Consider the following 12,543-nt stretch of genomic DNA (forward strand, 5'->3'; position numbering starts at 1 on the left):
TGCAGATGCTTTTAATGGACGGGTTTTGACCAGGTCTGACTGATACTGCCGTAGTCTGTAATAATCGAATACGCGACAGTTGACCCACCAATGTTGCCTGATAATGCAAAATGTGTTTCCGTTTCAGGGACGGCCCAGGTCGCTTTACCGACTTTATGACCATTCAGCGTCACCTTCTGGAAATTCATATAGAAAGGCGTTGGGTTATTCACGACCAGATCGTTGCCTTCACGATGCCACTCAAGTTTGTCAGCCACCTCTTCGGGTTTACCTTTAACGGCCGATGGGCGATATAACAATTTAATTCGCGTATTGATAGCAATTTGCAGCGTATTCATCCCTTCAACATGTTTTGAGGAGGGAATGGCTTTGATATTTAACCAGTACAGCGATTCGCGATCTTCCGGTAAATTTCCGCCGGTGCGTACCACGCGCAGCACGTTATCCTCTTTCGCATCAAGACGAAAAAGCGGTGGTGTGATCAGAAAGGGGGCTTTGGCCAGGTTTCTACCGCCAGAATCAACCCAGGACTGTACCAGATAATCTGTCGCATCTGGGTTTGAAACGCCAAGAGAGGATTCCTTTTTATTTCCCTGGTAGACCAGACGGGTGCCATTAATAATAACACCTGCATGTGCAGTGGCGGCTGCCAGTAAAAGCGTGCTCAGTAAATAACCGTGGCGCATAACTATTTCTCAAAAAAAGAAGAGATATTAACGTCGATGAAAACGTTAATATCTCAGGGTGGATAATATCAGTTATAGATAACGGTAAAGGTTGATACAGAGTTAGCCGGACCTGCGGTAATTGCGGCCCCGGTTTGAATATACCGTGCGCCGAATATCAGGTCATTAACCGTCGTGCCGGAGGCTAACGGATATTGCTGAGAAGGCGTATACAGACTCACGGGTTGTTCAGACGCGTCAACCAATTGAATAGCGACACCTGTTGCAGCATCCGCAGCTGGCGTTAATGCCAGCGTAGCGTTGTTATTTGCATCCGGCGTTCCGCCAAAGTTAATGGCTGCGGAGGTAACGGTTTCCGGACAATCTTTTAACTGAATATCGAACTTTGTTAATGTGCTGGTGGAGCCCGCACCGGTAAATACCGTTTTAGACACTTTACCTAGCTGAACATTTAATGGATTACTTAACCCATTAACCACCTGACACGCAGAATCAATAATCTCTCCGGTGAAGTTTATCTGACCTTCTCCGTTTGTTGCCGCCAATGCAGATGCAGAACATCCCACTGTTGCGGCGATGAATAAACCTAAAGCAACCTTGTTCATAACAAATCCTGGTATGTTTCTGGTGAGAACGTTGCCTGGACGTTTTCACCGGTGACCCTTAATGACTTTCCGCTGGCTATTTAAGCAAACAATGACGTATTAAGAATCTTCTGGCGGAATTACAAATAATTGAAATAGTGCTTGAGTTTCACTTTTCATCATAAAAACAGAAGGTTGATCCCGTCGAAAAAAACTAACGTCTGGATGTTCTTCAGGGCTATATTGTTAACAAGATGATGTTTTCAGGAGAGATGTCGTGGATTATCGCAAAATTATCAAAGAAGTAGGGCGCGGGAAAAACCATGCCCGCGATCTGGACCATGAAACCGCTCGTGCGCTTTACACCCATATGCTCAATGGCGAAGTACCTGACCTGGAGATGGGGGGCATTCTGATTGCGCTGCGTATTAAAGGAGAAGGTGAAGCGGAGATGCGCGGCTTCTATGAAGCCATGCAGGCGCATACACTGCGTTTAACGCCGCCGGTGGCAAAACCGATGCCGATTGTGATCCCAAGCTATAACGGTGCGCGCAAGCAGGCAAACCTGACCCCACTACTGGCTATTTTATTGCATAAACTTGGCTTCCCGGTGGTGGTGCACGGTGTGAGCGAAGATCCTACGCGCGTACTGACGGAGACCATTTTCGGGATGTTGGGGATCGCACCAACACGACATGCTGGTCAGGCGCAGGCGAAACTGGATGGCCATCAACCGGTTTACATCCCTGTGGGTGCACTTTGCCCACCGCTGGAAAAGCAGCTTGATATGCGCTGGCGCATGGGAGTGCGTAACAGCGCACACACCCTGGCGAAACTGGCGACACCTTTTGGCGAAGATGCGGCTCTGCGTCTCTCCAGTGTTTCTCACCCTGAATATGTTGCGCGTGTGGGTAATTTTTTTGAGGACATTGGGGGCAGGGCATTGCTGATGCATGGCACAGAAGGCGAGGTTTATGCTAACCCGCAGCGTTGCCCTCAGGTGATGCTGATTGATTCCGTGGGTACGCGCGCCATTCTGGAGCGTGGGGACGAAAATAGCGGCGTGATATTGCCTGAGGCAAAAGATCCGCACACCACCGCGCACTGGATTGAGCAGTGTCTTGCCGGAAATGTACCCGTTCCCCATTCCCTCAAACTACAGATGGCCTGTTGTTTGCTGGCTACCGGGGAAGTTGAAACGTTCGAAGCAGGACTGAAACGCGTTGAAGAGGCGTTTTGAGCAAAAAAAAAGCCCGTCCAGTGGCGGACGGGCAAGCAAGGGTAACAACAGGGTCAATGAGGGGTGGAGCATCTCACCAGAGGGTACGGGTGAGGGTGGAGCATAATTCGTTCGATTATTTGTAAATAACCGCAGTACCGCTCAGCTTATTGTTGGTGTTAGCGGAGGTGATGGTGTATCCGCTTGCACCAGCAGCTGCGGCTTTCTCAGCCAGTTTGGCTTCCAGACCGTCCAGCGTGGTCGCGCCTTCTGCACTTACCACACCGATTTTATTCATGCCCTGGGCCTGAGTCGTTGAGACAGGCTCTGCAGCAAATACACCAAAAGACAGAGCGGACAGGGCAACAGCAGCAACAGCATATTTGATGGTTTTCATAATTAATCTCTCGCAGGTTATTCTGTTAAGGGGACGATGTTCCGTCGATGTGATAAGTATCACGCTTTTTTGCGGAGGATAAAATCGAAGAGAATTGACGTGGTCGCTCAAAAAAATTGAATGACAAATAACTTATTGAATATTAATAAATTCAAAGTGCCACGTTACACTTCTTGTTGAAGCGCTTTACAGAAGAGAGAAGAAAGGCACATTTTGCTACGCGTTTGACTAAAAATCGTGAGAGTAAAGGAATACGCTTGCGTGGTTAGCTTAGGTAAAGGAAGGTCAACGTAACTGGCTGTCTTTCGATCCTCTGCGATTATATCCCGAATGAGATGATATTTTTGAATCTTTATCCTGCTGGCAGGTTATGCATAACCGTACTCCTTGAATGGCCTTACGTCGTGCCTCCGGAATAGGTTCACCACATTCTTCGCATTCCGATAAACTTTCGCCGCGCGGAATTTCACCGCGAGCACGGGCAACGGCATCTTCAATTGTACTGTTGATCTGTTCGTTAACGGCGTCGTCATTCGCCCAACCTGAAGCCATGATCTCCTCCGGGAATCTGTTGAAGGCATACGCTCAATATGGGGTTAAAAATTGAACAGTCAAGAAACAGGCGAAGAAAACTGCACCTGTGTTGCAGATGCAGTGCGTTGAGTGGACGTTGGATTACTTGTAAATGGTCGCCGTGCCAAACATATGGTTATCGCCGCTGGCAGAATTAATCTCAAATCCTTTGGCGCCTTCCTGGCGGGCTTTCTCGGCCAGTTTACTTTGCAGATCGTCAAGGTTGCTTGCACGACTTACCGATACTGTACCTGCAGGTCGTAACTGGCTGGTATCGGTATTGTCAGTCAGTGACTGAACGGCCATGGCTGAGAATGACGCGGTCGCCAGCGCTGCGGCGATAACAGTAAGGGCTAGATACTTTTTCATAATCACATCCTCATGAGGAAACAACAGGTGATTCCCTTTAAGTTTAGAAGCCCGAGGAGTGTGATTTAGCGCAAAAATTTGATGATGTTCTGCTTATTTTTTGAACAACAAAAATTGACAATGTACTGACAGATCATAGAGATAAAGGTGATTGATTTTTGTCGCTTTTTTGAGCATCAAAGAGAAAGATTTACCGTTCGGCCCGCAAAGGGTATCTTACGCCGCTGTTTAAAGGAGAATGCCATGACTTCCCAAAAGCCGGGATTGCACCCACGAAATCGCCATCGCAGCCGCTACGATATGAACGCGTTATGCCAGAGCTGCCCTCCACTGCAGGACTATATCGTCCAGACGCCTGCGGGCGAGCCTTCGGTGAACTTTGCTGATCCTGTGGCAGTTAAAATGCTGAACAAAGCCCTGCTGGCGCATTTTTACGGTGTGGCGCACTGGGATATTCCAGAAGGCTTTCTCTGTCCACCTGTACCGGGGCGTGCTGATTACATTCACCACCTTGCCGACCTTCTTGCAGACGATCGTGGCGGTGTTGTTCCGCAGCAAGCTACCGTCCTGGATATCGGTACCGGGGCAAATCTGATCTACCCATTGATTGGCGCTCATGAGTATCAGTGGCGTTTTACCGGGAGTGAAATCGGCGCTGAAGCATTTGCCAGCGCACAGGCGATTATCAGCGCCAACCCTGGGCTAAGCCGCGCCATTCGCTTGCGTCGTCAGAAAGATGCGGCCTCTATCTTCAACGGCATTATTCACAAAAACGAAAACTACGATGCCACGATGTGCAACCCACCGTTCCATGATTCAGCGGCAGCGGCCCGGGCGGGGAGCGAACGTAAGCGCCGCAATCTGGGGCAGGCGGAAGATGCGGCGCTGAACTTTGGCGGACAGCAGCAGGAGTTGTGGTGCGAGGGCGGTGAAGTCGCCTTTATCCTGCGCATGATTGAGGAAAGCAAGCAGTTTGGTCGTCAGGTGAAGTGGTTCACAACGCTGGTTTCCCGTGGGGATAACCTGCCGCCACTCTACCGTGCCCTGACCGAAGCGGGTGCTGTGAAAGTGGTGAAAAAAGAGATGGCGCAAGGTCAGAAACAGAGCCGCTTTATCGCCTGGTCGTTTATGGACGATAACAAACGCCGCAAATAATGTGTCCCGTAAGCCGGGTCAGGCGAAGCCGCCACCCGGCAACCAGGCTACAGCGTCGGCTCCTGCGGTGGGAGCGGCGATGCGGGTGGTGGCAGCACCTGATATGTCTGCACAGGCATCCGCACATTCACCAGATCAAAGTGTTTTTTCACCATGCTGTCGAGGGCAAAGCGCACCGTCCACTGCTTCAGCGGTTGCGTGGTGAACGAGACACGCAGAGTAAATGCCGTGTTTGTCAGCCCGACAATGCCGGCAAATGACGGCTCCCCAATCACCAGCCCGCGAATATCGTCCATCTGCATCAGTTCTTCTACCGCGTCGCGCAGCGCCTGTTTAGCTTTTTCTGCATCTTCATGACGGTCCACATCATAGTTCGCCACGACGGAACCAATACCGCGCACAAAGTTGGCGAAAGTGGTGATCGAAGACCAGGGAATGATGTGGTACGCCCCGGTGTCCTGACGTACGCCGACTGAGCGAATAGACATCCGCTCTACCGTGCCGGTTAATGGCCCAATTGTGACCAGATCGCCCGTGTTCATTCCATTCTCAAACTGGATAAAAATGCCGGTAATAATATCCTTCACCAGAGTTTGCGAACCGAAGGAGATCGCCAGCCCCAAAGCACCTGCTCCCGCCAGCAGCGGGGCGATATTTACACCGATTTCCGAGAGCACAATCATGATAGTGATGGTGCTGATAATCACCGCCAGGGCGTTGCGGAACAGCGTCAGTAACGTTCGGGCACGGGCGCTGGGCAGCGGTCTGCCATGAATATCCGATACCAGACGGTTCTCAATAAGACTCGCCAGTAACGTCCAGCCGACGGCTGAGAAGAACAAAATCAGCGCAATGCGAATCAGAATGTCGACCGTTTTTTCACCCGCACCGTTATGCAGCCAGTTCCAGAAATCAAACAGGCTCCATGCATTCAGAAGCAGCATCATCGCCACGCAGACGGTCAGAATGCGCGCCACCTTAAGTGATACCGACATCCAGCCGTTTACGCGTTTTTGCAGTTCAGGGTAGCTACGCTGCACTTGCGGCGAGAGGGTAATGGTTTTCGAGATCCAGCGGGAGAGCAGGCCGGAGATAAAGGCTGCCACGCCAATAATGGCCAGGCTCTTAAATGTCGCCCCCATCATAAATTTCAGGCTGTTACCGGGATCGAACAGCGAGAAGAAGCACAGTACGATGAAGTAAGCGCTTGCCAGCCAGTGCCACACCAGCGCAAAAGCGCGAATGAAGAGGCTAAAGAACGAGAGGGAACGGTCGGCCAGGTGCAGCAGGCTCTCAGTAATGGCCTTTTTGTTATGGAAGATAAGGTACAGCGACCAGACGGTAATGCAGATCATAATTAGCACGTTTGCCAGCGCCCCAAACTGGACGTTCACCTGGTTGGAGATGATCGGCACGGCAACCAGCAGACCATAACCAATCAACCCGCTGAGCACGCTCAGACGCAGTGCCCAGTATTTTGCGCTCACATCCCGGATGGAGAAAGGGCGTAGCGCCGGTACGCGCGGACAAAAGAGTAACCGCAACAGCGCTTTAAAAAACTCGATCAGGGCAAAGGCATTCAGGAAAAGTGATTGCTGGAAGGCAATGGTTTTGTTGCCAGCATTCAGCTTGTCGGCCAGCATCTGGCCTAAAAACAGCGTCAACGCCAGCAGCAGTAAATCGATGATAAACGCTGAGGCTATCATTAACGGCAGGTGCAGCCAGCTGTTTTTCTGCTGATTCTTCCTGCGTCCCCATTGTCCCATCTTACGGTACAGCGGCCACGCGCACAGACGCACCAGCCAGTAAAAGAGAAATACCGCGCCGGCCAGCATCAGGAACTGTGTAGCGGCTGTGGTAAACGTTTTTGGGTTAAAGGGCTTATGCGGTGAGCCAATCAGGTTGCGGTAAAGCTGGGCAAAACGAGAGGAGAGGGCTTCACCATAGTGGCGACTGACGTCGGTGACGTTTTCCAGCACCGTTTTTTGCTCCTCCACTTGTGAAGGAGCGAGGGGCGGAACGCTCTCCTGCTGAGGCGTGGCGGCGGTTTTCCGCAGCTGATCAATTAACTCTTTCCGTGAGGAATCGTTTTCAAGGAGGTCGGCAAGCGCGCTGTAAGCCGCTTTTTTTTGTTCAACATCCGGCTCCGGAGGAGGCGAACCTGGCTGTGTAGAGGCCGTTCCGGCAGTGACCCCGGGTATCGTCACAGCGAGCGATGGCGCACTAAACAGGCTTATCAACAGCAGCAGGATCCACGGCACGGTGCCCTCCGGTGAAAATAGTGTGCAAAATGATAAGTATAGAGTGCGAGGGTCGGAGGGGAGTTTTTGGGAACAATCTGGCGTAAAAAAGCCGGGCATGCCCGGCTCTGTGTGAAGCGAATGAACGAGGATCAGGAGACGTGCTGCAGGAACTCCTGCAAACGCTGGCTTGGCGGGTTCGCAATCAATTCCTGCGGGTTACCGTCTTCCGCGATACGGCCTTTATCAATGAAGATCAGGCGGGACGCCACTTTCTCAGCAAAGCCGATTTCGTGGGTCACAATCACCATCGTCATCCCTTCTTCTGCCAGATCCTGCATGACTTTCAGTACTTCGTGGCGAAGTTCCGGGTCAAGCGCAGAGGTTGGCTCATCAAACAGCATCATCTTCGGTTTGACCGCCAGCGCGCGGGCGATAGCCACACGCTGCTGTTGACCGCCGGACAGCTCGGAAGGGTAGTGGTGTGCACGTTCTGCCAGACCGACTTTGGCGAGCAGATCTTTTGCCAGCGCTTCCGCCGCCGCTTTGTTGGCACCGCGCACACGCAGCGGACCAAACATCACGTTCTCCAGCGCCGTCAGGTGCGGGAACAGGTAGAACTGCTGGAACACCATGCCCGCTTCCTGACGAATCAGACGGTCGTCGACTTTCGGGTCGTTCACTTTCAGGCCATCGACGATCAGATCGCCGCTGGTGATCTCTTCCAGCTTGTTGATGCAGCGCAGCAGCGTCGATTTACCGGAACCGGATGGCCCGATGATGACCACCACTTCACCTTGTTTGATGTTCAGATCAATATTGTGCAGCACCTGGGTTGGACCAAAGTGCTTGGAAACGTTTTTAAATTCAATCACAGGATTTTCATCCTTCTTTCAAGACGACGCAGAACGAAGCTCAGAACCAGAGTAATGATCAGGTAGACAACGGCCACCGCACTCCAGATTTCCAGCGCGCGGAAGTTGCCAGCAATGATCTCCTGCCCCTGACGGGTCAGCTCAGCCACGCCGATAACGATGAACAGCGACGTATCTTTAATGCTGATGATCCACTGGTTACCAAGTGGTGGCAGCATACGGCGAAGTGCCAGAGGTAAAATCACGTGGCGGATCGTTTCGCGACGAGAAAGACCTAACGCCAGACCAGCTTCACTGAAACCTTTATGAATCGACAGAACCGCACCGCGGGTAATTTCTGCGATGTAGGCTCCTGAGTTGATCATAATGGTCACAACGGCCGCGCTGAACGGATCGATACGCAGGTCGGTGAAGGCCATTGGCAGGGCGAAGTAGATGAACATGACCTGCACGACAATAGGAGTGCCGCGGATCACTTCGATGAAAACCAGTGCGATGTGGTTTGCAATCCAGCCACCGTAGGTGCGGGCGAAACCGGCGACAAGACCGATAATCAACCCACCAACCAGACCCAGGACCGAAATCCACAGGGTCATCTTAGCGCCTTCAAGCAAGATAGGAATGGCAGGCCAGATGGCGCTCCAGTCAAACTGCATGATAATTTCCTGTTACTGTTACCGTGTTTCAAAAATATCAGGGGCGAAAGGTCGCCCCCGAGTGAACGTCATTTTTACGTATTATTATTTAGGCTCAGTACCGAACCATTTTTTGTAGATTTCGTTGTAGGTGCCGTTCTCTTTCAGCGTTTTCAGCGCACCGTTAACTTTTGTACGCAGGTCATCGCTGCCTTTAGGGAACGCGATACCGTACTGCTGTGCTTCCAGAGATTCACCGACAGCTTTGAACTTGCCGTTGCCTGCTGTTTTGATGAAGTACAGGATGTTTGGCGTATCATGCAGAACAGCATCAGCACGGTTGGTGCCGAGTTCCATGTACGCGTTGTCGATGTTCGGGAACTGACGCAGGTCTTTAGTTTTGATATTTGCTTTTGCGTAATCAACAGAACCGGTGCCGCTCTTCACTGCAACCACTTTACCGTCGAGATCTTTCACGCTTTTTACGTCGTTATTGTCGGCTTTAACCATGACCAGCAGGCCGCTTTTGTAGTAGCCGTCAGAGAAGTCGATGGCTTTTTTACGTTCATCAGTGATGGTGATACCGGCCAGAGCCAGATCAACGTTTTTGGTTTGCAGTGCCGGGATGATGCCGCTGAAGTCCATTGGCTTCAGGGTGTAATCCAGTTTGAGTTCTTTTGCGATAGCAGCCCACAAATCCACATCAAAACCAACGTATTTATCACCCTGTTTGAATTCAAACGGAACGAACGCCGTGTCGGTCGCCACAACCAGTTTGTCGGCAGCCTGAGAAGACACCGCAAAAGCCAGGGTAAGTGCAGCCAGTGAAACTTTTAATACAGACTTCATAGCATTTCCTTTTATATCCACGGGGCGATCCCCTGCGAGAACATGTGGCACAATGAAAAAATCGTGCCAACTTTACAACTTGTTGTTTTGCAAAGGGGATGATGTCATGCATTGCACAATAAACAGGGCAATGATGGCTGATTGCACCAAAGTGGAGCACTGTTTTGGTGCGCTTCGTTTGGGGCAACTGACGGAGAGATATTTAGCGTAAATTCTGACGAAAAAACAATCTCTCGTTAACGGTTGTGTGAGGTGATTATTACAATTTTTTCACGTTTGCACTGTCTCAGGGAAAAAACGTGCACCATAGATGTGCAAAACCCTCGCCACAGGCGAGGGTTGAAGAGAAAATTCCTATGAATTATTCGATGTTAGATTCAATGAACCACAGGAATTGGTCCAGATCACGAGAAGCGGCGGTGAAGATATCAGCTGTGTCTTCATCTTTTGCTTCGCTAATCGCTTTACGTACATCGTTTGCGACTATCGCGTAGCGGTCTGCAAGCTCTTTCAGGTGATCCTGAACGGTATGGATATCCAGCGGGTAACTTTTCAGTGGTGTTTTACTGTTAATCACCTGTGTGGTACCCAATGCCACACCACCTAACTGAACGGCACGTTCGGCCATCGTATCAAGGTGGGTGACCAGAGCAGTACGGAAGCCATCCAGCATTTCATGAACGGCAATAAAGTTTGCACCGCGCATATTCCAGTGGGCTTGTTTGGTGATCAGCGAAAGATCGATGAACTGGATCACCTGGCGATTCAACAACTCAATGGTCGCTTTTTTGTCGCTATCCGATACATCGTTACGGGTATAAAGCAGATTAGACGCTTTCGTTTTCACCAGTTTAGCGGTACTCATAATCTCATATCCTCTTGATGTTTATGTCCCAGGTAATTACGGAACTAAGTATAGCATCGGTTTTTTTGTCTGCGGTTTGGCTGTACCTATCAGTTTAATAGAGATAAGAGAGTTGAGGATTTAATTTGTTGAAATTAAATGGTTATTCCCAATATGGTACGGATTGATCTTAATTTGTTACTGGGGTTGGGGGGGGAAGGAGCATATTTCGATAATATGACAAACTGTGTATGAAATTATAACGCCTGTCGACCTGGCCTTTATTCTGCATGGCGGTGAAGCCATGCAGAATATATGACCTTAGTTGATATTGACCTTTTCAACTTTAGGTTCAGAACGCATGGTCAGCGTCGATCCCATTGAGGCCGCAATAATCGAGCAGAGCGCCAGCGTCTGGGTCAATGTCAGGGTTTCGCCAAGAAACACCATCCCGGAGATTGCGGCGAGCGCAGGCTCCATACTCATCAGGGTGCCAAATATGCGCGTCGGCAGGCGCGTAAGGGCGATCATCTCCAGAGAATAGGGGAGTGCTGTAGAGAGAATAGCGACCGCCAGCCCAATCGGCATGACTGACCATTGCCAGATAGATTCTGTTGCCTGGGCCATACCGATGGGCACAAACACGATAGCCGCAATCAGTGAACCCAATGCGACGGTTGCCGGGCCATGCTCTTCCCCAGCGCGTTGACCCGTGAGTATATAGATAGCCCAGCAGGCGCCTGCACCTAAGGCCAGCGCCGCGCCTGTCAGATCAATCTCAGAAACATTCTGACCCAGCGGCAGCAAGAACCATAACCCCAGAACGGCTAACACGACCCAGATAAAATCCACCGGCCGACGCGAGGAGAAGAGTGCCACGGCCAGCGGGCCGGTAAATTCCAGCGCAACGGCGATCCCCAGAGGGATTGTCTGGATGGAGAGATAGAACAGATAGTTCATTGCCCCCAGGGACAAACCATAAAATAGCAGGGGTAAACGCTGCTCTTTTTTGAAGCGTAAACGCCAGGGTTTGAAAATAACCACCAGTATTGCCGTACCCAACACGATACGCAGGGCAGTGACTCCAGGGGCACCAACCAGCGGAAAAAGCGATTTTGCCAGCGAGGCACCACTTTGAATGGACAACATTGCTATGAGTATGACTGCTACCGGCAACCAGACCGACGATGTGCGGGATAACCCAGGCATCCTTTCTCCTGTCAGCTTATGTCAAATGAAGTAAAGGTTGCAGTGTAAAGGAATTATGTTGCAACGGTTGAGACGCCGTTGAAAAAAAACCACGTGAAATCCGTAAAATGGTTAAGCGTTGTTGGATTTATCGCCTGTCAGATTAGGAATAATCTGGATGAATGTAACAGCGCAGGCGCGCACTATGGGCGTTTTGTAGTGAAAATTGCATGTGATTTGAAAGAGATAGCTGAAGCTGGAAATGTTCTGTTACAGGAAAGGAACCTTTAGACATCACGAATCACAAAGAGTTTCGCAAATTTTTTTGATATATTTAAAACTTACGGACTTACTTGAAGCACATTTGAGGTGGTTATGAAAAAAATTGCATGTCTTTCAGCACTGGCCGCTGTACTGGCTGTTTCCGCAGGTACCGCTGTAGCTGCTACTTCTACCGTTACCGGTGGTTACGCTCAGAGCGACTATCAGGGCGTGATGAACAAAGCTAACGGTTTCAACCTGAAGTATCGCTACGAGCAGGATAACAACCCGCTGGGCGTGATCGGTTCTTTCACTTACACCGAGAAAGATCGTTCTGAGAACGGCGCATACAACAAAGGTCAGTACTACGGTATCACTGCTGGTCCAGCTTACCGTCTGAACGACTGGGCAAGCATCTACGGTGTTGTAGGTGTTGGCTACGGTAAATTCCAGCAGACCGAAAACCAGGGTCTGAACCGCACTGCAAGCAACAGCGACTACGGCTTCTCCTATGGCGCAGGCCTGCAGTTCAACCCAATCCAGGACGTTGCTCTGGACTTCTCTTATGAGCAGAGCCGTATCCGCAACGTTGACGTTGGCACTTGGATCGCGGGCGTAGGTTACCGCTTCTAATCACTCCGGTGAGCTAATAAAAAATCCGCCCAATG

The 12,543-nt window shown here is 50.6% G+C and carries 14 protein-coding genes; 3 read left to right on the top strand and 11 right to left on the bottom strand.

Annotated features, from left to right (window positions below):
• Positions 1-11 precede the first annotated feature (11 nt).
• Together HED65_RS09885 and HED65_RS09890 are read right to left on the bottom strand one after the other, a co-directional pair.
• Positions 12-686 (bottom strand): fimbrial biogenesis chaperone, encoded by a 675-nt coding sequence (locus HED65_RS09885; RefSeq protein ID WP_114978440.1) that lies wholly within the window; start codon positions 684-686, stop codon positions 12-14.
• A 68-nt stretch (positions 687-754) separates the two neighbouring features.
• Positions 755-1,291, bottom strand: a complete 537-nt coding sequence (locus HED65_RS09890) for a fimbrial protein (RefSeq protein WP_114978441.1) — start codon at positions 1,289-1,291, stop codon at positions 755-757.
• 256 nt (positions 1,292-1,547) lie between these two features.
• Here HED65_RS09890 and ybiB point away from each other — a divergent pair, with 256 nt between their 5' ends.
• Positions 1,548-2,510, top strand: a complete 963-nt coding sequence (gene ybiB, locus HED65_RS09895; RefSeq protein WP_114978442.1) for a DNA-binding protein YbiB — start codon at positions 1,548-1,550, stop codon at positions 2,508-2,510.
• 115 nt (positions 2,511-2,625) lie between these two features.
• Here ybiB and ybiJ read toward each other — a convergent pair whose 3' ends face one another.
• From ybiJ to bhsA, 3 genes are all read right to left on the bottom strand, one after another.
• On the bottom strand, positions 2,626-2,886 hold the full coding sequence (gene ybiJ / locus HED65_RS09900) for a DUF1471 family protein YbiJ (RefSeq protein WP_114978443.1): 261 nt from the start codon (positions 2,884-2,886) through the stop codon (positions 2,626-2,628).
• Positions 2,887-3,171: 285 nt separating this feature from the next.
• Positions 3,172-3,438, bottom strand: coding sequence for a DksA/TraR family C4-type zinc finger protein (locus HED65_RS09905; protein ID WP_114978444.1), 267 nt, complete (start codon positions 3,436-3,438; stop codon positions 3,172-3,174).
• A 123-nt stretch (positions 3,439-3,561) separates the two neighbouring features.
• Complete coding sequence (gene bhsA / locus HED65_RS09910) at positions 3,562-3,828, bottom strand: multiple stress resistance protein BhsA (protein ID WP_114978445.1); 267 nt, start codon at positions 3,826-3,828, stop codon at positions 3,562-3,564.
• A gap of 243 nt (positions 3,829-4,071) precedes the next feature.
• Between bhsA and rlmF the strand changes: the two genes are divergently transcribed.
• The gene (gene rlmF / locus HED65_RS09915) at positions 4,072-4,983 is read left to right on the top strand and encodes a 23S rRNA (adenine(1618)-N(6))-methyltransferase RlmF (protein ID WP_168112387.1); all 912 of its coding nucleotides are present in this window, start codon (positions 4,072-4,074) and stop codon (positions 4,981-4,983) included.
• 47 nt (positions 4,984-5,030) lie between these two features.
• Here the strand turns inward: rlmF and ybiO are convergent, their stop codons facing one another.
• The 6 genes from ybiO to rhtA all read right to left on the bottom strand — a co-directional run bounded on the left by ybiO (position 5,031) and on the right by rhtA (position 11,635).
• Positions 5,031-7,244 (bottom strand): mechanosensitive channel protein, encoded by a 2,214-nt coding sequence (gene ybiO, locus HED65_RS09920; RefSeq protein ID WP_114978446.1) that lies wholly within the window; start codon positions 7,242-7,244, stop codon positions 5,031-5,033.
• Between the two features lie 131 nt (positions 7,245-7,375).
• Positions 7,376-8,098, bottom strand: a complete 723-nt coding sequence (gene glnQ, locus HED65_RS09925; protein WP_014069454.1) for a glutamine ABC transporter ATP-binding protein GlnQ — start codon at positions 8,096-8,098, stop codon at positions 7,376-7,378.
• The gene (glnP, locus tag HED65_RS09930) at positions 8,095-8,754 is read right to left on the bottom strand and encodes a glutamine ABC transporter permease GlnP (protein ID WP_014169254.1); all 660 of its coding nucleotides are present in this window, start codon (positions 8,752-8,754) and stop codon (positions 8,095-8,097) included. The genes glnQ and glnP overlap by 4 nt, the downstream gene beginning before the upstream one ends.
• An 84-nt stretch (positions 8,755-8,838) precedes the next feature.
• Positions 8,839-9,582: a glutamine ABC transporter substrate-binding protein GlnH gene (gene glnH, locus HED65_RS09935; RefSeq protein ID WP_013097464.1), complete on the bottom strand. Its 744-nt coding sequence runs from the start codon at positions 9,580-9,582 to the stop codon at positions 8,839-8,841.
• A gap of 361 nt (positions 9,583-9,943) precedes the next feature.
• Entirely contained in the window at positions 9,944-10,447 is a 504-nt protein-coding gene (gene dps, locus HED65_RS09940) for a DNA starvation/stationary phase protection protein Dps (RefSeq protein ID WP_008501171.1), read from the bottom strand.
• Between the two features lie 300 nt (positions 10,448-10,747).
• Positions 10,748-11,635, bottom strand: a complete 888-nt coding sequence (gene rhtA / locus HED65_RS09945) for a threonine/homoserine exporter RhtA (RefSeq protein WP_049005393.1) — start codon at positions 11,633-11,635, stop codon at positions 10,748-10,750.
• 354 nt (positions 11,636-11,989) lie between these two features.
• Between rhtA and ompX the strand changes: the two genes are divergently transcribed.
• Positions 11,990-12,508, top strand: coding sequence for an outer membrane protein OmpX (ompX, locus tag HED65_RS09950; RefSeq protein ID WP_024908709.1), 519 nt, complete (start codon positions 11,990-11,992; stop codon positions 12,506-12,508).
• The last annotated feature ends 35 nt before the right edge of the window (positions 12,509-12,543 follow it).

This window comes from Pantoea sp. LS15, assembly GCF_012241585.1.
In the GTDB taxonomy this organism is placed as follows: Bacteria; Pseudomonadota; Gammaproteobacteria; order Enterobacterales; family Enterobacteriaceae; genus Enterobacter.